Annotated in this window: 24 protein-coding genes; 8 read left to right on the forward strand and 16 right to left on the reverse strand. The window is 61.1% G+C overall.

Translation table 11 applies throughout. The features are described from left to right. Positions 1–67: 67 nt before the first annotated feature. The 4 genes from lptE to PFZ56_RS01725 all read left to right on the forward strand — a co-directional run bounded on the left by lptE (position 68) and on the right by PFZ56_RS01725 (position 3454). On the forward strand, positions 68–673 hold the full coding sequence (gene lptE, locus PFZ56_RS01710) for an LPS assembly lipoprotein LptE (protein WP_102882328.1): 606 nt from the start codon (positions 68–70) through the stop codon (positions 671–673). Positions 674–712: 39 nt separating this feature from the next. After that, on the forward strand, positions 713–1750 hold the full coding sequence (holA, locus tag PFZ56_RS01715; protein ID WP_102882329.1) for a DNA polymerase III subunit delta: 1038 nt from the start codon (positions 713–715) through the stop codon (positions 1748–1750). A 156-nt stretch (positions 1751–1906) separates the two neighbouring features. Beyond that, a complete protein-coding gene (arfA, locus tag PFZ56_RS01720; protein WP_007927093.1) occupies positions 1907–2068 on the forward strand; it encodes an alternative ribosome rescue factor ArfA in 162 nt (53 codons plus the stop codon). Between the two features lie 63 nt (positions 2069–2131). Next, positions 2132–3454 (forward strand): lytic murein transglycosylase, encoded by a 1323-nt coding sequence (locus tag PFZ56_RS01725; protein ID WP_170002116.1) that lies wholly within the window; start codon positions 2132–2134, stop codon positions 3452–3454. Between the two features lie 42 nt (positions 3455–3496). Here PFZ56_RS01725 and PFZ56_RS01730 read toward each other — a convergent pair whose 3' ends face one another. The 13 genes from PFZ56_RS01730 to PFZ56_RS01790 all read right to left on the reverse strand — a co-directional run bounded on the left by PFZ56_RS01730 (position 3497) and on the right by PFZ56_RS01790 (position 15910). After that, positions 3497–4444, reverse strand: a complete 948-nt coding sequence (locus PFZ56_RS01730; RefSeq protein ID WP_102882331.1) for an LD-carboxypeptidase — start codon at positions 4442–4444, stop codon at positions 3497–3499. Positions 4445–4606: 162 nt separating this feature from the next. Then, on the reverse strand, positions 4607–5629 hold the full coding sequence (lipA, locus tag PFZ56_RS01735; protein WP_102865352.1) for a lipoyl synthase: 1023 nt from the start codon (positions 5627–5629) through the stop codon (positions 4607–4609). A 1-nt stretch (position 5630) separates the two neighbouring features. After that, entirely contained in the window at positions 5631–6278 is a 648-nt protein-coding gene (gene lipB, locus PFZ56_RS01740; RefSeq protein ID WP_102865351.1) for a lipoyl(octanoyl) transferase LipB, read from the reverse strand. Beyond that, a complete protein-coding gene (locus PFZ56_RS01745; protein WP_011063665.1) occupies positions 6278–6553 on the reverse strand; it encodes a DUF493 domain-containing protein in 276 nt (91 codons plus the stop codon). Before PFZ56_RS01745 ends, lipB begins: the two co-directional genes overlap by 1 nt. A gap of 80 nt (positions 6554–6633) precedes the next feature. Further along, positions 6634–7791, reverse strand: a complete 1158-nt coding sequence (locus PFZ56_RS01750) for a D-alanyl-D-alanine carboxypeptidase family protein (RefSeq protein WP_110596247.1) — start codon at positions 7789–7791, stop codon at positions 6634–6636. Between the two features lie 177 nt (positions 7792–7968). Then, positions 7969–8970, reverse strand: a complete 1002-nt coding sequence (locus tag PFZ56_RS01755; protein ID WP_110596248.1) for a septal ring lytic transglycosylase RlpA family protein — start codon at positions 8968–8970, stop codon at positions 7969–7971. After that, positions 8970–9992, reverse strand: a complete 1023-nt coding sequence (gene mltB, locus PFZ56_RS01760; protein ID WP_371826211.1) for a lytic murein transglycosylase B — start codon at positions 9990–9992, stop codon at positions 8970–8972. Before mltB ends, PFZ56_RS01755 begins: the two co-directional genes overlap by 1 nt. Before the next feature lie 5 nt (positions 9993–9997). After that, positions 9998–11101 (reverse strand): rod shape-determining protein RodA, encoded by a 1104-nt coding sequence (rodA, locus tag PFZ56_RS01765; protein ID WP_102865347.1) that lies wholly within the window; start codon positions 11099–11101, stop codon positions 9998–10000. Between the two features lie 31 nt (positions 11102–11132). Next, entirely contained in the window at positions 11133–13028 is a 1896-nt protein-coding gene (mrdA, locus tag PFZ56_RS01770) for a penicillin-binding protein 2 (RefSeq protein ID WP_102865346.1), read from the reverse strand. Between the two features lie 12 nt (positions 13029–13040). Then, positions 13041–13508, reverse strand: coding sequence for a 23S rRNA (pseudouridine(1915)-N(3))-methyltransferase RlmH (rlmH, locus tag PFZ56_RS01775; RefSeq protein WP_011063671.1), 468 nt, complete (start codon positions 13506–13508; stop codon positions 13041–13043). Between the two features lie 9 nt (positions 13509–13517). Next, positions 13518–13940 carry a ribosome silencing factor gene (gene rsfS / locus PFZ56_RS01780; RefSeq protein WP_015637171.1) on the reverse strand — a complete coding sequence of 141 codons (423 nt, stop codon included), beginning with the start codon at positions 13938–13940 and terminating at the stop codon, positions 13518–13520. A 60-nt stretch (positions 13941–14000) separates the two neighbouring features. Beyond that, positions 14001–14645, reverse strand: coding sequence for a nicotinate-nucleotide adenylyltransferase (gene nadD / locus PFZ56_RS01785; RefSeq protein WP_102865345.1), 645 nt, complete (start codon positions 14643–14645; stop codon positions 14001–14003). Further along, positions 14645–15910: a glutamate-5-semialdehyde dehydrogenase gene (locus PFZ56_RS01790; protein ID WP_102865344.1), complete on the reverse strand. Its 1266-nt coding sequence runs from the start codon at positions 15908–15910 to the stop codon at positions 14645–14647. The genes nadD and PFZ56_RS01790 overlap by 1 nt, the downstream gene beginning before the upstream one ends. A 175-nt stretch (positions 15911–16085) precedes the next feature. Here PFZ56_RS01790 and PFZ56_RS01795 point away from each other — a divergent pair, with 175 nt between their 5' ends. Beyond that, positions 16086–16772, forward strand: a complete 687-nt coding sequence (locus PFZ56_RS01795) for a DNA-3-methyladenine glycosylase (protein ID WP_110652038.1) — start codon at positions 16086–16088, stop codon at positions 16770–16772. A 47-nt stretch (positions 16773–16819) separates the two neighbouring features. Further along, positions 16820–18136, forward strand: a complete 1317-nt coding sequence (locus PFZ56_RS01800; RefSeq protein ID WP_170002118.1) for a bifunctional DedA family/phosphatase PAP2 family protein — start codon at positions 16820–16822, stop codon at positions 18134–18136. Between the two features lie 43 nt (positions 18137–18179). On the opposite strand, the gene PFZ56_RS01805 is transcribed toward PFZ56_RS01800, so the two are convergent. The 3 genes from PFZ56_RS01805 to PFZ56_RS01815 are packed head-to-tail and all read right to left on the reverse strand — an operon-like array spanning position 18180 to position 19856. After that, the gene (locus tag PFZ56_RS01805; protein WP_102865341.1) at positions 18180–18770 is read right to left on the reverse strand and encodes an LON peptidase substrate-binding domain-containing protein; all 591 of its coding nucleotides are present in this window, start codon (positions 18768–18770) and stop codon (positions 18180–18182) included. Positions 18771–18780: 10 nt separating this feature from the next. Next, positions 18781–19497 (reverse strand): LrgB family protein, encoded by a 717-nt coding sequence (locus tag PFZ56_RS01810; RefSeq protein WP_170002120.1) that lies wholly within the window; start codon positions 19495–19497, stop codon positions 18781–18783. Beyond that, on the reverse strand, positions 19494–19856 hold the full coding sequence (locus tag PFZ56_RS01815; RefSeq protein ID WP_110596251.1) for a CidA/LrgA family protein: 363 nt from the start codon (positions 19854–19856) through the stop codon (positions 19494–19496). The genes PFZ56_RS01810 and PFZ56_RS01815 overlap by 4 nt, the downstream gene beginning before the upstream one ends. Before the next feature lie 178 nt (positions 19857–20034). Here PFZ56_RS01815 and PFZ56_RS01820 point away from each other — a divergent pair, with 178 nt between their 5' ends. Further along, on the forward strand, positions 20035–20490 hold the full coding sequence (locus PFZ56_RS01820; RefSeq protein ID WP_102865338.1) for a MaoC family dehydratase: 456 nt from the start codon (positions 20035–20037) through the stop codon (positions 20488–20490). Between the two features lie 103 nt (positions 20491–20593). Next, positions 20594–22312, forward strand: a complete 1719-nt coding sequence (locus PFZ56_RS01825; protein WP_170002122.1) for a C13 family peptidase — start codon at positions 20594–20596, stop codon at positions 22310–22312. Positions 22313–22320: the final 8 nt, after the last annotated feature.

Consider the following 22320-nt stretch of genomic DNA (forward strand, 5'->3'; position numbering starts at 1 on the left):
GACCGGGTGCCGAACAAAACCTTCAGGGCCACAAGGTTGGCCCATATGGTTTCAAGGGGAGCAATACATGATCAAACGTAACCTGCTGGTGATGGGCCTGGCTGTTCTGCTGAGCGCCTGTGGCTTCCAGTTGCGCGGCACGGGAACCCAGGAGCTGACCATCAAGGAGCTCGACCTGAGTGCTCGGGACGCCTACGGCACCACCGTGAAAATGCTCCAGCAGCAACTGGAAAACAGTGGCGTACGGGTCCATGCCGGCGCGCCCTACAAGCTGGTGCTGCTGAATGAGGAAAACTCCCAGCGCACGCTCAGCTACACCGGCGGTGGCAGCTCGGCCGAATACGAGATCAGCACAACCCTCAGGTACGAGATCCTGACTCACGACAACCTGCACCTGCTCAACGACAAGCTGGAAGTGCAGAAAGTCTTCCTGCACGACGGCAACAACATCACCGGTTCGGATCAGGAATCGTCGGAAACCCGCAAGGAAATGCGTCGCGACCTGATCCAGCGCATGCTGATCCGTCTGCAACTGCTGACCCCGGAACAGCTTGCTCAGTTGCAGGCTACCGCCGAGGCCAAAGCCAAGGCAGAAGCCGACGCCCTGGAAGCCGCGCGCAAGGCTGAGGCGGAAACTCCGCAACAGTCTCCCTTGGAACTGCCGAACCAGTAAGCCTTGCGGGGCGCTCAGGCGCCCCTCTGGCCCCCGCCTATGAAACTCGCCCCCGCCCAACTCGGCAAACACCTGCAAGGCACACTAGCGCCGGTCTACGTGATCAGCGGCGACGATCCCCTGCTGTGCCAGGAAGCCGCCGACGCCATTCGCTCTGCCGTGCGCCAGCAGGGATTCGACGAGCGCCAGGTCTTCAGCGCCGATGCCAACTTCGACTGGGGCACCCTGCTGCAAGCAGGGGCCAGCATGTCGCTGTTCGCAGAAAAGCGCCTGCTGGAGTTGCGCCTGCCTTCGGGCAAGCCTGGGGACAAGGGTGCAGCAGCACTGATCGAATACTGTTCGCGTCCGGCCGAAGACACGGTGCTGTTGATCAGCCTGCCCAAGCTCGACGGCAGCGCACAGAAGACCAAGTGGGGCAAGGCCCTGGTCGAAGGTGCCCAGACTCAGTTCGTGCAGATCTGGCCGGTGGACGCCAACCAGCTTCCACAGTGGATTCGCCAGCGCCTGTCACAGGCCGGCCTGTCCGCCAGCCAGGACGCCGTCGAGCTGATCGCCGCCCGGGTAGAAGGCAACCTGCTGGCGGCCGCACAGGAAATCGAAAAGCTCAAGCTGATGGCCGAAGGTGGGCAGATCACCGTCGAAACGGTACAGGCCGCCGTGGCCGATAGTGCTCGCTTCGACGTGTTTGGGCTGGTGGATGCGATTCTCAACGGCGAGGCCGCCCATGCCTTGCGCATGCTTGAAGGACTGAGAGGCGAAGGCGTCGAACCGCCGGTCATTCTCTGGGCCCTGTCCCGGGAACTGCGACTGCTGGCCAACCTGGCACTGCAATTCAGCCAGGGTGTGCCTCTGGACAAGGTGTTCAGTCAGGCTCGCCCTCCCGTCTGGGACAAGCGCAAACCCCTGATGAGCAAAGCCTTGCAGCGCTATTCGGCGCAACGTTGGGGCCAATTGCTACTGGATGCCCAGCGCATCGATGCCCAGATCAAGGGCCAAGCCAGTGGTTCGCCCTGGAGCAGCCTGAGCCGCCTGTCGCTGCTGATGGCCGGCCAACGCCTAGCCCTGCCTGCCGAATAATCGCGCTACTTATCTTTTGCTTGCACTAGGGTCTGTTCTCGTTTGGCCCAGCAACGCGGCTCGTCACCAAACGGGAACAGACCCTAGACAGCAACGCCACTCTGGCCGATGATTCGCACCGCAACACTTCTCATCCTGAAACAGCGAGCACTCACCATGAGCAAGCCATCCAAGCATGGCCCCAACAAGGCCAAATCCATCATCGCCCAGCCACTGTTCCGCAGCCGTCAGGAACGCCCGGCCAAGGGCAAAGGCAGCTACCGCCGCGAAGCCTTCCAGTCTAAAAGCTGGGAGGCTTCTTACTTTCTGGCCGCCTAAAGCCCTGAACCCCGTTGGCATGATAAGGTCTGCACCTGATTGTTATTCTCTCTGGACCCGTGCATGCCCTTTTGTCTTTCTCGTCGTTGGCACATGCGCCAACTGATCGCTGCCTCCAGCCTTGTTCTACTCGTCGCCTGCGCGGAGAAACCCACTGCCGCCGACGCCCAGCCGCTACCCGACCTCCAGACAGCCCCCCTTGCCGCACCTGCCACCGTCGCACCACTGGCCGTCGACAATCTGGACATCCAGCCCACTCAGACCTTCGATGAATGGATGAACGCGTTCCGCACCGAAGCCTTGGGCGCCGGGATTCGCGCCGATGTATTCGACCGCGCCTTCGCCGGGGTCACCCCGGATATGAGCGTGATCAAGGCCGACCGCAGCCAACCGGAATTCACCCGCCCCGTCTGGGAATACCTGGATGGCGCGCTGTCCCCGGTACGGGTACGCAAGGGCAAGGCACTGCTGGTCCAGTACAGCGACATCCTGCAACGGATCGAACAGCGCTATGGCGTTGATCGCCAGACCTTGGTGGCCGTTTGGGGCATGGAGAGCAATTTCGGTGACTTCCAGGGCAACAAGTCGGTGATTCGCTCCCTGGCAACCCTGGCATATGAGGGACGGCGCCCGGCCTTTGCCAACAGCCAGCTGATTGCCGCCTTGCAGATCATTCAACACGGCGACATCCAGCCAGAGAAGATGCTGGGTTCCTGGGCCGGGGCCATGGGCCAGACCCAATTCATTCCAACCACCTACAACACCCACGCTGTGGACTTCGACGGCGATGGTCGTCGCGATATCTGGAACAGCCCGGCCGACGCCCTGGCCTCCACCGCTCACTATCTGCAAAGTTCAGGATGGCAAAAGGGCCAGCCCTGGGGTGTTGAAGTCCAGCTCAACAGCGGCTTCGACTATGCCCTGGCCGATGCTTCCACCCGCAAGACCGTGGCCGAGTGGATGCGCCTGGGGATGACAACCGCCAATGGCAAGGCGTTGCCTTACGGATCAGAGCAATTGTCCGCCTCGTTGCTGCTGCCTGCGGGTTATCGGGGGCCGGCGTTCCTGATCCTGGATAACTTCCGAGCGGTGCTCAGGTACAACAACTCATCGTCCTACGCGCTGGCAGTCAACCTGCTGTCCGAACGCTTCGGCGGCGCCGGCCTGATCAGTGGCGACTGGCCCAAGGACGACCTGCCTCTGAGCCGCTCCGAGCGCATCGAATTGCAGACCCTGCTCAACGCCAACCAGTATGACGCCGGCAACCCCGACGGCATCATCGGAGCCAACACCCGCAAAGCCATTCGTAGCGCCCAGCAAGCATTGGGTTGGCCCGCAGACGGCTACCCTACTCACAAGTTGCTGGACAGCCTGCGCAACCGCTAAGCCCGGAGCTGGCGAAGGGTTCCCCCTTCGCCAGGGCCAGTCCTACTTGAACACCACGTCCTGTGCCAGGGTCAACTCCCTCGCCCCTGCGTCCAGCCTGACCAGAGCGCCCATGGGCAAAGTCAGGTTCGGGTCACAATGGCCACTGCGCCATCCTGCCAGCACTGGAATCCGCAGCGGCTCGAAGGTCTGCTTGAGCAGGCGGCACAATGCGCTGAAGTCCACACCGGCCACATCCCCCACCAAGACGCCCCGCAGGTTGTCCAGTTTGCCGGCCAGCCGCAGGTGATTGAGCAAGCGGTCAATACGGTACAACGGCTCGTTGACGTCCTCGATAAACAGGATGACGCCGTCGGTATTGATTTCGTAAGGCGTGCCCAGCGTGCAGGCAATCATCGACAGATTCCCCCCCAACAGCGCACCCAACGCAATGCCCGGCTCCACAGTGGTCAATGGGAAAGCCACGGGATGAGACAGCAGACTACCCGCCTTTACCTGGCCCCGGAGCAGGTTGAAAAAGGACGCCTCGGTTGGCGGTTGCTTGTCACCCAGCAGGTCGGCATTGAGCATCGGTCCGTGAAAACTCACAAACCCGGCATAGCGGTTGATCGCCAGGTGCAGGGCGGTGATATCGCTGTAGCCGACAAAGGGCTTGGGGTTGCGCCGCAGTAACTCAAAGTCGATCTTGTCCAGCAAACGCGGACTGCCATAGCCCCCGCGCAGGCACACAATGGCGTCGACTTGGCTATCGGCAAAGGCGCTGTGCAAGTCATCGAGGCGCACCTCGTCGCTGCCAGCCAGATATCCCTCCTGCTGCCCGACGCCGGGAAAGATCCGCAGCGTATAGCCACGGGAACGCATCCATTGAAAAGCTTTTTCGGTATCCAGCACTGCGGGACCGGCGGGGGCAATAAGGCCGATGACGCCTTCCGCAGCCAGTGCCGGCACCGGCAGGTGAGCATGAAGGGCAGCAGTCGGTTGGATGGGCATGCAGATTCTCCCTGTGTGAATTCACTCAAGCACAGTAGCCATGAATCTCGTTAAACAGAAGAGGAGGACGCGACCGGAGGGGCGAAAAACAACCGAGACTGCAGAGGTGCTCGAAAGAGCCGGGAAACTGCCCGCAAGACCCAAGCCTTGCGGGCAGGCAAATCAGGAAACCAGGCCTTCTCTGGCCAGTTTCGCTTGTTCGTCGGCGTGATACGAGGAACGTACCAGCGGGCCCGAAGCGACATTCTTGAAGCCCATCTTGTAACCTTCCTCGGCGAACCAGGCGAAGGTATCCGGATGCACGAAACGCTGAACCGGCAAGTGGTTGCGGGACGGCTGCAGGTACTGACCAAGGGTCAGCATATCGATGTCGTGCTCACGCATGCGCTTCATGACTTCGATGACTTCGTCGTCGGTTTCGCCCAGGCCCAGCATCAAGCCGGACTTGGTCGGTACATGGGGCACCAGTTGCTTGAACTTCTGCAGCAAGGTCAGCGACCACTGGTAATCCGAACCCGGACGCGCAGCCTTGTACAGGCGCGGCACGGTTTCCAGGTTGTGGTTGAACACATCCGGTGGCGTGGCAGCGGTGATTTCCAGGGCTACATCCATGCGACCGCGGTAGTCGGGCACCAGGGTTTCCAACTGTACGTTCGGCGACAGCTTGCGGATCTCGCGAATGCAGTCGGCAAAGTGCTGGGCACCGCCGTCACGCAGGTCGTCGCGGTCCACCGAAGTGATCACCACATACTTCAGGCGCAGGTCGGCAATGGCCACCGCCAGGTTCATCGGCTCGTCGACATCCAGAGGTTTTGGACGGCCATGGCCAACGTCACAGAATGGGCAGCGACGGGTGCAGATGTCGCCCATGATCATGAAGGTTGCGGTACCGCCGGAGAAGCATTCGCCCAGGTTCGGGCAGGATGCTTCTTCGCAGACGCTGTGCAACTTGTGCTTGCGCAGCAGTTGCTTGATCCGGTCGACTTCCGGGGATACCGGAATACGTACCCGGATCCAGTCCGGTTTCTTCGGCAGTTCGGTGGTCGGAATGATCTTCACCGGAATGCGCGCAACCTTTTCCGCACCGCGCAATTTGACGCCGGCTTCAACTTTCGGACGTGGCGCCCGCTCGGAGACATCCACCGTCGGGATCAGGGTTTGAACAGCGTCTTGCGCAGTAGTCATATCAGTCGATTCCGCCCGTTAGGGTCGTCTGCTCAGCATAGTCGAGGTGTTTGACGAGCTGCGCACGCAGCCGGGCACTTACCTCGGCAAATTCAATCGGCCCTGCATGGTCGCTCAGCTGGGTCATCGCCAACCCGGCATAACCACAGGGGTTAATCCGTCGAAACGGCTGCAAATCCATGTCCACGTTCAAGGCCAGGCCATGAAAGGAACATCCATGGCGGATACGCAGGCCCAGGGAGGCGATTTTCGCCCCTTCGACGTAGACACCCGGTGCATCGGGCTTGGCCGCCGCCGGCACGCCGTAGCTGGCCAACAACTCCACCAGGCATTGCTCCATGCGACTGACCAGGTCACGCACGCCGAACCCCAGCCTGCGTACATCCAGCAGCAAGTAAGCCACCAGCTGGCCGGGACCGTGATAAGTCACCTGTCCGCCGCGATCGGCCTGCACCACCGGTATATCTCCCGGCAGCAGCAGATGCTCGGCCTTGCCCGCCTGGCCCTGGGTAAACACCGGCGGATGCTGCACCAGCCAGATTTCGTCTGGGGCGCTGGTGCCACGTTCATTGGTAAAGCGCTGCATGGCCTGCCAGACCGGCTCGTAAGCCATCAGGCCAAGCTCACGAAAGCCCAGCGTCTGTGGCATCACAGCACCATGTGGACGACACCGGTAGCACGCAGGGCACTATTGATATCACGCAGTTGGTCTTCACCGGTGGCGGTGATGTGCAGTTGTACCGTGGTGTACTTGCCGTTGCTGCTCTGACGCTCGGCCAGGGACTTGATGTCCAGCTTGGCGTACTTGGCGAGGATCTCGATCACGGTGTCCTTGAAGCCGACAACCGTGTCACCGATCACCTTGATCGGGTAGTCATCGACGGGGAATTCAATCTTGTGCGACTTAACGTCAGTGTCTGTCATGGCAGTAACGGCCTCGTAAGCCGGACGACGGACATGGCCCCCGCTCCACTTCGGAGCGAGGGCCATGCAGGTCGACAATATCAGTTGAACAAGCCGTAGAAGAATAGACGGATGCTATCCCACATGCGGCGGAAGATACCACCTTCGTCGACCGCTTCCAGGGCGATCAGGTCAGCGCTGTGCACCACCTTGTCGTCCAGTTTCACTTCGACTTTACCAATCACGTCGCCCTTGGCGATCGGCGCAACCAGTTGCGGGTTCATGGTCATGCTGGCGGCGAGCTTTTTCAACTGGCCTTTAGGCATGGTCATGGTCAGATCTTCAGCCAGACCGGCCTTGACCTGATGAGTGGTGCCCTTCCACACCGGCGCCTGAGCCAGCTCGGTGCCTTTCTGGTAGAAGGTCTGGGTTTCGAAGAAGCGGAAACCGTAGGTCAGCAGCTTCTGGGTTTCGGCGGCGCGGGCCTGCTCGCTGTTGGTGCCGAACACCACGGCGATCAGACGCATGCCATCGCGTACTGCCGAAGACACCATGCAGTAGCCGGCTTCATCGGTGTGGCCGGTTTTCAGACCATCGACGGTCTTGTCGCGCCACAGCAGCAGGTTACGGTTAGGTTGCTTGATGCCGTTCCAGAAGAACTCCTTCTGCGAGTAGATCGCATAGTGGGCAGGGTCTTCATGGATGATCGCGCGAGCCAGCACCGCCATATCGTGGGCCGACGAGTAGTGCTCAGGGTTCGGCAGACCGGTCGGGTTCATGAAGTGGCTGTTGCTCATGCCCAGATCGGCAGCCGTCTTGTTCATCATGTCGGCAAAAGCGTCTTCGCTGCCGGCAATGTGCTCGGAAACCGCAACGCTGGCGTCGTTGCCCGACTGAATGATGATGCCGTGCAGCAAGTCGCTGACGGTGACTTGCGAACCCACCTTGATGAACATCCGCGACCCGCCGGTACGCCAGGCATTCTCGCTGACGGTTACCGGATCGTTCTCGCCGATCTGGCCGCGACGGATTTCCAGGGTCGCGATGTAGGCGGTCATCAGCTTGGTCAGACTGGCTGGTGGCAGGCGCTGGTCACCATTGTTCTCCACCAGCACGTTACCGCTGCTGGCGTCCATGAGCACATAGGATTTGGCGGCCAGTTGCGGTGGCGACGGCATCGCTTCGACCGCCCAGGCGGCGGGCGTGATGATCAGCGGGACAAGCAGGCACAGGCGTTTGGCAAAGGTGGTGATGTTCATCCGTCTCTCGAAGTTGCTAATGGAAACTTGCCCGAGGGCAAAACTATTTCAGACAGCCTTCTAAAGGGCTGTCGCGTGTTCAGTTGTTCACTCACTGACCCTTGCCGGGCTTTTGTTGTTCGACGAGCCAACAACCAGGGTCCGCCCCCCAATACCGCAAGCGGACCTTCAATCTTCTTACTCGGCAGTGACCACGCTGGGCTGGCCAAGGTTAGCCAAGCGCACACTGTTCTGCGCTTGCTGAGCCTCACCCGGCGTGCCGAATGGCCCCAGGCGTACCCGATGCAGCGTCTGCTGATTACGTACGATCGAACTGATGAACACCGGGGCGCTCACCATGCTGCTCAATTTAGACCTCAACAGCTCCGCAGCGTCCGGGTTGGCGAAGGCCCCCACCTGCAGATACTGGCCTGAGGCGGCTGCAGGAGTGTTTTTAACTTGTACGGGAACCACTGCGGCAGCGTGTTGCTGGGGCGGCGGCGTCCATTGCTCGACAGTACCGGCCGAAGCCGTGATCACCGGCGCGCTATTTTGCGCCACTTGCGGCTCATTGAGCATCAACGGCGCCGGACGGCCACGCTGGGCCCACCACTGCTGCGGATCGATGCCTTCGACCTTGACCCGAGCGGTGCCGGTCTCGGCATAACCGAGCTTCTTTGCAGCCGCGTAGGACAGGTCGATGATGCGGTCAGAGTAGAACGGACCACGATCGTTGACCCGCAGGATCACGCTGCGATTGTTGTCCAGGTTGGTGACCTTCACGTAACTGGGCAAGGGCAGGGTCTTGTGTGCGGCACTCATACCGTACAGGTCATAGACCTCGCCATTGGCGGTGTTTTGACCATGGAACTTGGTGCCGTACCAGGACGCCGTACCGGAGGCCACGTAGTTCTTGGACTCCTGGATGGGGAAATAGGTTTTGCCCAGTACCGTATAGGGGTTGGCCTTGTACGGGCCGGTGTGCAGGGTCGGGGTCGCATCGGGAATGCGCGAGACGTCGACGTCCCACCAGGGCGCGCCATCCTTGTGCGCACGGTTGACGTCCAGGCCCGGCATGGCGCGCACGCCACTCGTGGACTTCTGCTGCGGCGAGCGGCTCGTCGAGCAACTGACCAACAACAAGGACAACGCGGCAAAAGCCACCAGCTTCAGGGGTTTGCGGATTGGCATTGCCAGCATTACTTGACGCCCCGTGCTTGGACCAGTTGTTCAGACAACTGATGTACGGCCATGGCATACATCACGCTGCGGTTATAGCGAGTGATCGCGTAAAAGTTCTTCAGGCCCATCCAGTATTCCGGGCCACTGTCACCTTCCAGACGGAAAGCGGTGACCGGCAGATCATCGCGCAGCGCATCATGACTCGACCAGCCCAGGGCCCGCAACTCCCCGACCGTCTTGGTCGGCTCTATCCCTGTGGTCAAGCCTTCGTCCACGCGATCGCCACGCACGTCGGCGCGACTCACCACCGGCTCGCCGGCCACCCAGCCATGACGCTTGAAGTAGCTGGCAACGCTGCCGATGGCATCGTCCGGGTTGGTCCAGATATTGATGTGGCCATCACCGTCGAAGTCCACCGCATAGGCGCGAAAACTGCTCGGCATGAACTGCGGCAGCCCCATGGCTCCCGCGTAGGAGCCCTTGAGGCTCAAGGGATCAAGTTGCTCTTCACGGACCAGCAGCAGGAACTCGCGCAGTTCCTTACGGAAGAATTCGGCACGGGGCGGATAATCGAAGCCCAGGGTAGATAACGCATCGATCACCCGGTAATTGCCAGTATTACGCCCAAAAAAGGTCTCAACACCGATAATCGACACTATGACCTGGGCCGGTACGCCATATTCCTGCTCGGCGCGAGCCAGAACCGCCTCATGCTGACGCCAGAAATCCACACCGCGGGCAATGCGCGCGTCGGTGATGAACATCGGCCGGTATTCTTTCCACTGCTTGACCCGCTCGGCCGGCCGGGAAATGGCGTCAAGAATCGATTGCTTGCGCTCGGCCTCGCGGAACACCCCCATCAGCTGTTCCCCGGCAAAACCATAGTCCCGGGTCATTTCGCCAACGAATTCAGCCACTTGCGGCGAACCTTCGTAATCACCGGCGAACGCGGGTTGCGCTGCACCAAGGATGCTTACCAGGCCGACCCACGGCGCATGCCGAGCAGCCCAGCCACGCATTACTTGCATTGAATTCTTCACCTTAATCAAACCTGCGCGATCCACTTGCGATGGGTATGGATCGACATCAAAACCCCAAACGCTGACAGTAGCGTCACCAGCGAAGTTCCTCCGTAGCTAATGAACGGCAACGGAACCCCCACTACCGGCAACAAGCCACTGACCATACCGATGTTGACGAAAACGTAAACAAAAAACGTCATGGTCAGGCTGCCTGCGAGCAACTTGCCGAACAGCGTCTGCGCCTGAGCGGTGATCACCAACCCGCGCCCGATCAACAGCAGGTAGATCAGCAGCAGCGCACAAATGCCCACCAGGCCGAACTCCTCGCCCATGACCGCAATAATGAAGTCGGTGTGGCTCTCCGGCAAAAAGTCCAGGTGCGACTGCGTACCCAGCAGCCAACCCTTGCCGAAAACCCCGCCGGAACCGATGGCCGCCTTGGACTGGATAATGTTCCAGCCCGTGCCCAGGGGGTCGCTCTCGGGGTCGAGAAAAGTCAGGATTCGCTGTTTCTGGTAGTCATGCATGATGAAGAACCACATGGCGATGGCCACCGGCACCGCGGCCGCCAGCACACTCAGAATCCAGCGCCAGCGCAGCCCACCCATGAACAGCACGAAGGCGCCACCGGCCAGGATCAGCAGGGCGGTGCCCAGGTCCGGCTGACGCACGATCAGGATGAACGGAATGCCGATCAGTATCAGGCTGATCCCCACATGCTTGAGATGGGGCGGCAAGGTGCGCTTGGACAGGTACCAGGCGATGGTCGCCGGCATGATGATCTTCATGAACTCCGACGGCTGGAAGCGGATCACCCCGGGAATGTTGATCCAGCGGGTCGCGCCCATGGCGTTGTGACCCATGACGTCCACCACCACCAGCAACACCACGCCGAACACATAGCCCAGAGGCACCCAGCGCGCCATGAAGCGTGGCTCGAACTGGGCGATGACAATCATCGACACCAAGCCGATACCGAAGGACGTGGCCTGCTTGGCCAGCAGATCCCAACTCTTGCCACTGGCGGAATACAGCACGAACAGGCTGCCGGCGGCCAGCGTCAACAGCAACACCAGCAAGGGACCATCGATATGCAGGCGCTGCAACAGCGTCGCACGACGGCGCATCACATCCTCACTGGAGAGGATGCGGTCAAAATTACTCTTCACGGGCCGTAGCCTCCGCGCTGATAGGGCTGGCGAACTCAGGCTTGAGCTGGCCGTCCTGGCCGAGAAGCCAGGCATCCATCACCTGGCGCACCACGGGAGCCGCGACGCCGGAGCCCGACTCGCCGTTCTCGACCATGACCGAAACCACGATCTTGGGGTTTTCCGCCGGGGCGAAGCCGACAAACAGGGCGTGGTCGCGATGGCGCTCCTGAACCTTGGAGCGGTCGTATTTCTCGCCCTGCTTGATCGCCACCACCTGGGCGGTACCACTCTTGCCGGCAATCCGGTACTGCGAACCAACCGCAGCCTTGCGCGCAGTGCCGCGGGCGCCGTGCATCACCTGCTGCATGCCGTGATTGACCCTCATCCAGTCCGACGGGTCGCGCAGGACGATGTCCGGCATCGGGTTGTGATCCACCGGCTTCTCGCCTTCGATGCTCTTGGCCAGGTGTGGTCGGTTCCACTTGCCCTTGCTGGCAACCAGAGCGGTCGCCTGGGCCAGTTGCAACGGCGTCGACTGCATGTAGCCCTGACCGATCCCGAGAATCAGGGTTTCTCCCGGGAACCAGGCCTGACGCCGGGTGGCGCGCTTCCACTCGCGGGTCGGCATCAGCCCGGGGGATTCCTCGAACATGTCCAGGGAGACCTTCTGGCCGATGCCGAACTTGGTCATGTAGGCCGAGAGCCGATCGATCCCCAGCTTGTGGGCCAGGTCATAGAAATAGGTGTCGTTGGACCGCATGATCGCGGTGTCCAGGTCGACATAGCCGTCACCGCTTCGGTTCCAGTTGCGGTACTTGTGATCGTAGTTGGGCAGTTGGTAGTAGCCCGGGTCGTAGACGCGGGACGAGGCCGTCACCACCCCGGCATCCAGCCCGGCAATCGCCACCGCCGGCTTGATGGTCGAACCCGGTGGATACAGACCGCGCAGCACCCGGTTGAACAGCGGCCGATCAATGGAATCACGCAATTCGGCATAAGCCTTGAAGCTGATACCGGTGACGAACAGGTTCGGATCGAAACTTGGCTGGCTGACCATCGCCAGAACTTCACCGGTGCTCGGGTCCAGCGCCACCACCGCACCGCGGCGGCCGCCCAGAGCCAGCTCCGCGGCCTCCTGCAACTTGATATCCAGGCTCAGGACAATGTCCTTGCCGGGAATCGGATCGGTGCGCTTGAGCACCCGCAGCACTCGGCCACGGGCGTTGGTTTCAACTTCCTCGTAACCCACCTGTCCATGCAATTCCGGCTCGTAGAAGCGTTCGATGCCAGTCTTGCCGATATGGTGGGTGCCGCTGTAGTTCACCGGGTCCAGGGACTTCAGCTCTTTCTCGTTGATCCGTCCCATATAGCCCACGGAGTGCGCAAAGTGCGCGCCCTGCGGGTAGTGCCGGACCAGTTGCGCAACCACTTCCACCCCGGGCAGACGGAACTGGTTCACCGCAATGCGGGCTATCTGCTCTTCCGTCAACTCGAACAGGATAGGCACCGGTTCGAAAGGGCGCCGCCCCTGTTTCATGCGCTTTTCGAACAGCACCCGGTCTTCCGGGGTCAGTTCCAGCACCTCGACAATCACATCGAGGACCTGCTGCCAGTTGCCGGAACGTTCGCGGGTCATGCTCAGGCTGAAACTGGGCCGGTTATCAGCAACTACCACGCCATTGCGGTCAAAAATCAGTCCGCGAGTCGGAGGAATCGGCTGCACATGCACCCGATTGTTCTCCGACAGCGTGGAGTGATAGTCGTACTGAATCACCTGCAGGTAATACAGCCGGGCAATCAGCACGCCAATCAGGCAGACCACCATAATGGCGCCGAACACGACCCGGCTACGCACCAGACGGGCGTCTTTTTCGTGGTCCTTGATGCGGATCGGCTGGGACATTAGGGGCGCGGGCTACTTGTGGTAAGGGTGCCCGGACAACACGGTCCAGGCGCGATACAGCTGTTCACCGATGAGAATCCGCACCAGCGGGTGCGGCAAGGTCAGCGGCGACAGCGACCAACGCTGATCCGCTCGCGCACAGACTTCCGGCGCCAGCCCTTCCGGGCCGCCGACCATGAAATTCACGGTGCGCGAATCGAGACGCCAACGATCCAGTTCCACCGCCAACTGCTCGGTGCTCCAGGGTTTGCCGTGCACCTCGAGGGTGACGATGCGCTCGTTATGCCCGACCTTGGCCAGCATGGCTTCGCCTTCCTGACGGATAAAGCGAGCCACGTCGGCGTTCTTGCCCCGGGTATTGAGCGGAATTTCCACCAGTTCCAGCGCCAGCTCGGAGGGCAGACGCTTGGCATACTCGTGCCAACCCTCTTCCACCCACTTGGGCATGCGTGAACCAACAGCGATCAGACGCAGGCGCACAGCTGTCCCTTATTGCTGGTCTTTGTTGAGCTTGGTGAAGTGCTCGTGGCCATGCTCCGGGCTGTGGTGCTTGCCATCGGCCGCGCGGCTCTGCTCGGCGCCCTGCCACAGACGCTCCAGGTCATAGAACTGACGAGCCGAGGCAGTCATCATGTGCACGATCACATCGTCCAGGTCCAGCAGCACCCAGTCGCTGTCGCCCTTGCCTTCTTCACCCAGCGGACGCACGCCCTGGGCCTTGACCATTTCGCGGACCTTTTCCAGCATCGCGCCGATCTGGCGATTGGAGGTACCAGTGGCGATGATCATGTAGTCAGTGATGCTTTGCTTGTCGCGAACATCGATCACCAGGACATCCTGGGCCTTGACGTCTTCCAGCGCGGCAACAGCCACCTTGACCAGATCTTCGCCTTTCATTACTTGGTTAGTCATATAAAACTCGTTCAGCTCGTATGTTTGGAGCGCCGCTCAGCACAGGCCGGCAGCGTTCCTTCAGTTCGGCGCACGGTAAAGTCCGTGAGCATCGATATAGGCCAGGACCGCGTCAGGCACCAGGAAACGTACCGACTTACCGCTGGCCAGCAGTTGACGGATCTGGGTGGCGGACACCGCAAGCGGCGTCTGCCAGACGAATGCAATGTGTCCCCCCGGCCCTTGCAGGGCCAGTGGGTCGCTCACCGAGCGCGCCGCCAACAGGTTGCGCAAGGCATCCGGTGGCTCGCTGTCGGCATCCGGGCGTTGCAGCACCAGGATGTGGCAATGCTGGAGTAATTCCTCCCAACGATGCCAGGTGGGCAGGCCGCAAAACGCGTCCCAGCCCAGTAACAGAAACAACTGGTCATCCGCGGCCAACTCGGCCCGCATCTGCTCCAGGGTGTCGATGGTGTAGGACGGCTTGTCCCGTTTCAGCTCACGGTCGTCCACCACCAGGGGTGAAACGCCCGCCACCGCATATTCGACCATCGCCAGACGATCGAGCGCCGACACCTGCGGTGTATCCCGATGCGGCGGCCTGGCACTGGGTGTCAGGCGCAGCTCATCGAGTTGCATGGATTCAGCCACCTCCAGCGCACCACGCAAGTGGCCGATATGCACTGGATCGAAGGTGCCGCCCAGCAGACCGATACGTTTGCCCATCAAGTGCGCACGTGACCGTCGCCGAAAACCACATACTTCTCGCTGGTCAAGCCTTCCAGGCCCACCGGGCCACGGGCGTGCAGCTTGTCGGTGGAAATGCCGATCTCAGCGCCCAGGCCATATTCGAAACCGTCGGCAAAGCGCGTAGAGGCATTGACCATGACCGAACTGGAGTCCACTTCATTGAGGAAGCGCCGAGCGTCACTGAAGTTCTCGGTGACGATGGAGTCAGTATGGTGCGAGCCGTAAGTGTTGATGTGCTCGATGGCCTGCTCCAGGTTGTCCAGCACCCGGATCGAGAGGATCGGCGCGGTGTACTCGGTGCGCCAGTCTTCTTCGGTCGCTTGCAGCACATCGGCGCCAAGAATTCCTCGGGTTTGCTCGCAGCCACGCAACTCGACGCCCTTGTCGCGATAGATCGCAGCCAATGGCGGCAATACGCGCTCGGCAATGGCGGCGTGAACCAGCAGGGTTTCCATGGTGTTGCACGGCGCGTAGCGCTGGGTCTTGGCGTTATCGGCAATACGAATCGCCTTATCCAGGTCCGCCGCCACATCGATATACACGTGGCAGACGCCATCCAGGTGCTTGATCACCGGCACTTTGGCATCGCGGCTGACCCGCTCGATCAGGCTCTTGCCGCCACGAGGCACAATTACGTCGACAAACTCGGGCATGGTGATCAGCGCGCCCACCGCGGCGCGATCAGTGGTTTCCACCACCTGCACCACGTGAGGCGGCAAATCGGCAGCCGCCAATCCCTGCTGAATGCAGGTGGCAATGGCACGGTTGGAATGAATGGCCTCGGAACCACCCCGCAGGATGGTGGCGTTGCCAGACTTCAGACACAGGCTGGCAGCATCGATGGTCACGTTCGGACGGGACTCGTAGATGATGCCGATCACGCCCAGGGGCACACGCATCTTGCCCACCTGGATGCCCGAAGGCAGGTAGCGCATGTCGCGGATTTCACCGATGGGGTCAGGCAGCTTGGCCACCTGACGCAGGCCTTCGATCATTTCATCGATACGCGCCGGAGTCAGCGCCAGACGATCCAGCAGAGCCGGTTCCAGACCATTGGCCCGGCCGTTGGCCAGGTCCTGCTCGTTGGCTGCGGTCAGCTCCGGTCGCGCAGCGTCCAAGGCATCGGCAGCCGCCAACAGCGCACGGTTCTTCTGCGCAGTGGTGGCACGGGCGATCACCCGGGAAGCTTGGCGGGCAGCGCGACCCAAACGGGTCATGTAGTCAAGAACGGACTCAGTCATGGTCTGGTGTGGTCTTGGCAAAGAGGAAAGCGGCTGATTATAGCTGTCGCGCCCGTTCACGGACAGCGGTCACAGGCGGATGGTCGAAATGGAGTGTAAATACCCGCAGTTCAGCCTGAATTAAGCCTGGAGTTGTTACCATTACGTCACTTTTTCCGCCATAACCCTCGCCACCATGTCCATCCTGACCTCTGCGAACCCGCCCAAAGCCTTGCCTGACGGCTTTTTCGACCGTGACGCCGAGCTTTTGGCCCGTGAACTACTGGGCAAAGTCATTCGCCATAAAGTCGGCGAGCTGTGGTTATCCGCGCGCATTATCGAAACCGAAGCCTATTACTGCGAGGAAAAAGGCAGCCACGCCTCCCTCGGCTACACAGAAAAACGTAAGGCTTTGTTTCTCGATGGCGGCCACATCTATATGTATTACGCACGCGGTGGCGACTCGCTGAACTTCAGCGCCCAGGGCCCCGGCAATGCGGTACTGATCAAGTCCGCCTATCCCTGGGTCGACGCCGTCTCCGGCCCGGCCAGCCTGGCGCAGATGCTGCTGAACAACCCGGACGCCAGTGGCCGCCCGCGCCCCTCGCAAAAGCTCTGCGCCGGCCAGACCCTGCTGTGCAAGGCCATGGGCTTGAAAGTCCCAGTCTGGGATGCAAAGCGCTTCGATCACGAAACCCTTTTCGTCGAGGACGTCGGCAGCGCAGTGCCGCACATCATCCAGACCACCCGCCTGGGTATCCCCCGCGGTCGTGACGAACACCTGATGTACCGCTTCGTCGATGCCGCCTATGCGCCCTACTGCACACGGAACCCGCTGCGCCGTGGCCAAGTCGAAGGTCGCGACTACCTGATCCTCGACTGATTAGCGCAACCCCGTACCCGCCAGACACTGACAATGGAGTTGAAATTATGGGCCCATGGCTCGACAGCGTGACCGCCTGGCTGACCACCAACCCGCAGTGGCTGGCCGCCGCTGTATTTATTGTGGCCTGCGTGGAGTGCCTGGCCATTGCCGGCCTGATCGTTCCGGGAACGGTGCTGCTGTTCGCGATTGCCGTGCTGGCGGGCAACGGCGCGCTGTCACTGGGAGAAACCCTGCTTCTGGGGTTGTTCGGCGGTTTGCTCGGGGACGTGGTGTCCTACCTGCTGGGGCGTCACTTTCACCAGAGCATCCGGCGCCTGCCGGGACTGCGCCATCATCCGGAATGGATCAACAGCGCCGAAGCCTATTTTCAGCGTTACGGCATCGCCAGTCTGCTGGTAGGACGCTTCATCGGCCCGCTGCGGCCAATGTTGCCAATGGTTGCCGGCATGTTCGACATGCCATTTGTACGATTTTTCGCCGTCAGCCTGCTGGCAGCCGCGGGCTGGTCGGTGGCTTACCTGCTGCCAGGCTGGGCCACGGGTGCGGCGATTCGCCTGCCGCTGCCCGAAGGCTTCTGGCCACAAGCCGGTGTCGTAGCCGGCAGCCTCGCGATACTGATCGGCTTGAGCGTTGCCAGCAGCCTGCGCCGCCATCGTCGGGCTACTCTGCTGATGTCCGGCCTGAGCCTGTTGATCCTGGCAGGGCTGTTCATCGGTTACCCCTATCTCACGCAGTTCGACCAGGGGCTGATCGCCCTGGTGCAGGAACACCGGAACCCGACCCTGGACAAGATCATGGTGATGATCACCCAGATCGGCGAGTTTCGCGCCATGTTCATCATCAGCGCGGTACTGACCCTGCTACTTCTGGCCCTGCGCCAATGGCGTCACGCCGTATTCGCCGGCGCCACCCTGATGTGCACCGCACTGGCCAACACTGGCAGCAAATGGTTCTTTGCGCGGGTACGTCCCGAGGTCCTGACCGAGCCCCTCACCAGTTTCAGCATGCCCAGCGGGCACTCTTCTGGCTCCTTCGCGCTGTTCCTGACCCTGGCGGTATTGGCTGGCCGTGGCCAACCACCACGAATGCGCCTGACCTGGCTGCTGCTGGGCTGCCTGCCGGCGGCATCCATTGCCTTGTCCCGGGTCTACTTGGGGGCCCATTGGCCAACCGACATTCTCGCCGGCGCCATGCTCGCGACCTGTGTCTGCGCCGCCAGCCTGACCCTGATTCAATGGCAAGAATCGCTCAAACCGATGTCGGCCAAGGTCTGGTGGCTGCTACTGCCAGTCATGCTGTTGATGTGCGGGTTCATGGCGACACGGCATCTGCCTCACGCCCTGCTGCGATACGCCTATTAAACGTGCAAGCGGCAACCTGTAGCCGCCGCTAGAGGTTCAGGACTCAGGCGAAGAGCTCGCCCTGCAGTTCATCCAGCAGTTGCTGGATGGCATCGAGACGCTGCTGCGGATCATCCAGTTGCAGCAGGTCGATCTTGTCCTGCTCGGAAAAGGGCAACAGGTAGGCCAGTTGATTGGCCAGGGACAATTGCCCCTGGGCCTCGCTGCCCATGTCCAGGGCCTCCACCATCGGATGCTCGGCCAGAGCCTTGAGCAGCGCGATCAGGTCTGCGTCCTCATCCTGCAATGGTTGCTCCGCAGCCTCCGCCAGCCACTGGACCTGGGCCACCGTCAGTTGGTCTTTCTGCACTTCGCTCTCCAGCACGCGGAAGCGTCGACCACCCTTGACCCTGATTCCCAGCAGTCCATTGTCCTGCTGGTGAAAGTCGGTAATCAGTGCTTCGCAACCCACCAGGGCATAACCTGGCGCGGCCGTACCGACCTCCTCGCCCTCCAGGATGCACACCACTCCGAAGCCGCAACCCTGCTTCATGCAGCGGCCGATCATGTCCAGGTAGCGCGCCTCGAAAATCTGCAGATCGAGGATGCAGTCAGGGAACAGCACGGTATTCAAAGGAAACAGCGCCAGGCTCATACACCCATCCTTAAACCAGCAAAGACACCGCCAACGGCAGCAGTACCGCCGTGGCCACGCCCATCAGACTCATGGCCAGCGCCGCAAAGGCGCCGCACTCCTCACTCTCCTGCAAGGCCACCGAAGTGCCCACCGCATGGGCGGTCATGCCCAGGGCCATGCCTCGCGCCTCAGGCCCATGAACGCCCAGGCGGTCGAGGATACTCGGGCCGAAGATCGCCCCGATCACCCCGGTAATCAGCACGAACACCGCCGCCAGAGCCGCGACGCCACCAATCTGCTCGGCCACCAGCATAGCGATCGGCGAAGTCACCGACTTGGGTGCCATGGTCATGAGGATCATGTGCTCAGCACCGAACCACCACCCCAGCAGTACCCCCAGGCTGGTGGCCAGCACCCCGCCCACCACCAGCGTAGTCAATATCGGCCAGAACAATTGGCGGATGCGCCGCAAGTTGAGGTACAGGGGAACCGCCAGGGCCACCGTGGCAGGGCCCAGCAGAATGCTCAGAATCTCGGTGCTCTTGCGGTACTCCGCATAACTCAAACCACAGCCGAGCAGCACACCGATCACCAGCAGCATGGACACCAGTACCGGCTGCAGGAACATCCAGCGAGTTTTCTCAAAGGCCGCCAGCACCAACTGGTAGGCGCCCAGGGTGATGCCGATGCCGAACAGCGGATGGTGAATCACCGCCGCCCAGGCGCCTTGCCAATCAACATTCATTGACTGTCCTCCCGGCGGGACTGGCGCTTGACCAGGCGCTGCATCAGCACACCGACAAAGGCCATGGAGATCACCAGAGACAGCACCAGCGCGCCACTGATCGCCCAGAAGTCCGCGGCGATATCCCGGGCATAGACCATCACTCCGACCGCAGGCGGCACCAGTAACAGCGGCAGGTATCGCAGCAAACTGCTGGCTGCCAGGTTCAACGGCTCGCCCACTTCGCCGCGCACCACTAGAAAAACCAGCAGCAACAACAGGCCGATGATCGGCCCGGGAAGTACGGGCAACAGCAGATGATTGAGCGCCGTGCCGAGCAATTGGAACAGCACCAGCCATGTCAAACCGCGTAACAACATACCGCCTCTCCAGCCAGATCCCGTGGCGCATTATAAGCACGCAGGCGCTATGAACCGGCATTCGCCAAAAGCATGGATGTTTACCGGGAAGGATCGCCATGATGATCTAAAGTGGATACTTCAGACCACAAAGCACTGGGTCGAATACTAAAAAATCGTTGAACCAAGGAGAGTCTCAATGCCCTATGTTCCTGTTGCAGAGCTCAAAGATTATGTCGGGAAGGAACTCGGACGTTCCGCGTGGCTCACCATTGACCAGGAGCGTATCAACCTGTTCGCCGAGGCCACTGGCGACTTCCAGTTCATTCACGTGGACCCGGTCAAGGCAGCGAAAACGCCGTTCGGCACCACCATCGCACATGGGTTCCTGACCCTGTCGCTGATCCCCAAACTGATGGAAGACATCCTCGTGCTGCCCGAGGGCCTGAAGATGGTGGTCAACTATGGCCTGGACAGCGTGCGCTTCATCCAGCCGGTGAAAGTCGACTCCAAGGTGCGTCTCAAGGTCGAACTGACCGACGTCACCGAGAAGAAGCCCGGCCAATGGCTGCTCAAGGCCACGGCCACCCTGGAAATCGACGGCGAGGAAAAACCTGCCTATATCGCTGAGCCTCTTTCGCTCTGCTTCGTCTGAAATGTCCCTGATGCGAAACAGCTCAAGCTGTTTCGCTCAACCTCTCTATATATAAGTCACACCGCTGCGGCATACTCGGTCCCCTAATTATCCGGAACCCGTTATGCGCCCACTTGTACCCCTGGTCTTGACTCTCTTGCTCAGCGCTTGCGGAGACGGCGAATCGCTGTTGCCGCCCGATGCCCGACTGCCCGACGGCGGGCGCTATCGCGGCGACCTGGTCAATGGCCTGCTCCAGGGACAGGGACGCATCGACTACCCCAACGGCAGCTGGTACGCCGGCCAGTTCGACAAGGGCCAATGGCATGGCCAGGGCGAATGGCATGGCAGCAATGGCGAGGTCTATCGCGGCCAGTTCCAGCAAGGGCTGTTCCACGGGCAAGGCACCTTGACCACCAAGGACAGCAGCTACAGCGGCGGCTTCAAACTAGGCCGCCGGGACGGCGAAGGCACCCTAAAAGAAGACGGCATGACCTATCGCGGCGAGTTCAAGGCCGACCTGTACTCGGGCCTGGGCCGCCTGGAACTGGAGGACGGCAGCCAGTACCAGGGGCAATTCGCCAAGGGCAAGCCCAATGGCGAAGGCCAGCGCAGCGATGCCAGCGGCAACCAGTTCAGCGGCAACTTCGTCAACGGCCAACTGGAAGGCAACGGCACCTTCAACAGCGCCGAAGGCGACATTTATGTCGGTGGTTTCAAACACAACCAGCTCAATGGCAAGGGCCGCTACGAAAACTCCGACGGCGACGTCTGGATCGGCCAGTTCAAGGAAGGTGCCCTGGGTGGCAAGGGCGAGCTGATCGGCGCCGATGGCAGCCATTATGTCGGCACCTTCAGCGACTGGCGCTTCAGCGGCGAAGGACGACTGAACCTCAGTGACGGCAGCTTCTACATCGGCGGCTTCGACAGCGACAACTACCAGGGCCACGGTGTGCTGGTGCTGCGCGATGGCAGTGTGCAAAGCGGTGTCTGGAGCAATGGCATGCGGGTTCGCGACGCCGACGGCAAACTACTGCCGGACCCATTGGAAACTGCTCTGCTGGTCCAGGGTCGCCTGCTCAAGGAGGCCCTCGATGCGGTGCCTGCCTCCAGCCCAACCATCGAACTCTATAGCCTGACCCTGGCCGGCGACGGCAAGCAGAGTGTCTTCCTGCGCGAAGCCGACTACGTCAGCAACATGCTCGCGAGCCGCTTCGGCGCCCACGGTCAGATCCGCCTGGTCAACCACCGGGACCACCTGATGAACCGGCCCATGGCCACCCGTGAGAACCTGCGCCGCGCCGCACAGACCCTGGCCGAACGCAGCAGCCCCGAAGACCTGGTGTTCATCTACCTCACCAGCCATGGCACCAGCGAGCACGAACTGGTGCTGGATCAGCCGCGCATGGAGTTGACCGACCTACCAGCCGATGAACTGGCCATCGCCTTGGCCCCCCTGAAAAACCGCGACAAGATCATTGTCATCTCGTCCTGCTACTCGGGCGGTTTCATCCCTGCGCTCAAGGACGAACGAACCCTGATCATGACCGCCTCCCAGGCCGACCGGGTGTCTTTCGGCTGTTCCGAAGAAGCCGACTTCACCTACTTCGGCGATGCTTTATTCGCCCAGGCACTGAACCAGACCGATGACCTGGAGCACGCCTTCAAGCTGGCCCGGGCCACAGTGGCCGAACGTGAACAGGCCGATGGTTTCGAAGCGTCAGAACCACAGATCTGGGCCCCCAAAGGCGTCATCGCGCATTGGCAACAATTGCGCAAACAGCAGGCACGAAAAGCGCTGCAAAGTGTCTCTATAGGCAGCAAGGAAGCACAGAGCAACTAAGCTGAAAC

This window comes from Pseudomonas danubii (assembly GCF_042980055.1).
GTDB classification, from domain to species: Bacteria; Pseudomonadota; Gammaproteobacteria; order Pseudomonadales; family Pseudomonadaceae; genus Aquipseudomonas; species Aquipseudomonas danubii.

Coding starts and splice junctions, on each gene's coding strand:
- lptE (WP_102882328.1), top strand. CDS start 68: ATGATCAAACGTAACCTGCTGGTGATGGGCCTGGCTGTTCTGCTGAGC.
- holA (WP_102882329.1), top strand. CDS start 713: ATGAAACTCGCCCCCGCCCAACTCGGCAAACACCTGCAAGGCACACTA.
- arfA (WP_007927093.1), top strand. CDS start 1,907: ATGAGCAAGCCATCCAAGCATGGCCCCAACAAGGCCAAATCCATCATC.
- PFZ56_RS01725 (WP_170002116.1), top strand. CDS start 2,132: ATGCCCTTTTGTCTTTCTCGTCGTTGGCACATGCGCCAACTGATCGCT.
- PFZ56_RS01730 (WP_102882331.1), bottom strand. CDS start 4,444: ATGCCCATCCAACCGACTGCTGCCCTTCATGCTCACCTGCCGGTGCCG.
- lipA (WP_102865352.1), bottom strand. CDS start 5,629: ATGACTACTGCGCAAGACGCTGTTCAAACCCTGATCCCGACGGTGGAT.
- lipB (WP_102865351.1), bottom strand. CDS start 6,278: ATGCCACAGACGCTGGGCTTTCGTGAGCTTGGCCTGATGGCTTACGAG.
- PFZ56_RS01745 (WP_011063665.1), bottom strand. CDS start 6,553: ATGACAGACACTGACGTTAAGTCGCACAAGATTGAATTCCCCGTCGAT.
- PFZ56_RS01750 (WP_110596247.1), bottom strand. CDS start 7,791: ATGAACATCACCACCTTTGCCAAACGCCTGTGCCTGCTTGTCCCGCTG.
- PFZ56_RS01755 (WP_110596248.1), bottom strand. CDS start 8,970: ATGCTGGCAATGCCAATCCGCAAACCCCTGAAGCTGGTGGCTTTTGCC.
- rodA (WP_102865347.1), bottom strand. CDS start 11,101: ATGCGCCGTCGTGCGACGCTGTTGCAGCGCCTGCATATCGATGGTCCC.
- mrdA (WP_102865346.1), bottom strand. CDS start 13,028: ATGTCCCAGCCGATCCGCATCAAGGACCACGAAAAAGACGCCCGTCTG.
- rsfS (WP_015637171.1), bottom strand. CDS start 13,940: ATGACTAACCAAGTAATGAAAGGCGAAGATCTGGTCAAGGTGGCTGTT.
- nadD (WP_102865345.1), bottom strand. CDS start 14,645: ATGGGCAAACGTATCGGTCTGCTGGGCGGCACCTTCGATCCAGTGCAT.
- PFZ56_RS01790 (WP_102865344.1), bottom strand. CDS start 15,910: ATGACTGAGTCCGTTCTTGACTACATGACCCGTTTGGGTCGCGCTGCC.
- PFZ56_RS01795 (WP_110652038.1), top strand. CDS start 16,086: ATGTCCATCCTGACCTCTGCGAACCCGCCCAAAGCCTTGCCTGACGGC.
- PFZ56_RS01800 (WP_170002118.1), top strand. CDS start 16,820: ATGGGCCCATGGCTCGACAGCGTGACCGCCTGGCTGACCACCAACCCG.
- PFZ56_RS01805 (WP_102865341.1), bottom strand. CDS start 18,770: ATGAGCCTGGCGCTGTTTCCTTTGAATACCGTGCTGTTCCCTGACTGC.
- PFZ56_RS01810 (WP_170002120.1), bottom strand. CDS start 19,497: ATGAATGTTGATTGGCAAGGCGCCTGGGCGGCGGTGATTCACCATCCG.
- PFZ56_RS01815 (WP_110596251.1), bottom strand. CDS start 19,856: ATGTTGTTACGCGGTTTGACATGGCTGGTGCTGTTCCAATTGCTCGGC.
- PFZ56_RS01820 (WP_102865338.1), top strand. CDS start 20,035: ATGCCCTATGTTCCTGTTGCAGAGCTCAAAGATTATGTCGGGAAGGAA.
- PFZ56_RS01825 (WP_170002122.1), top strand. CDS start 20,594: ATGCGCCCACTTGTACCCCTGGTCTTGACTCTCTTGCTCAGCGCTTGC.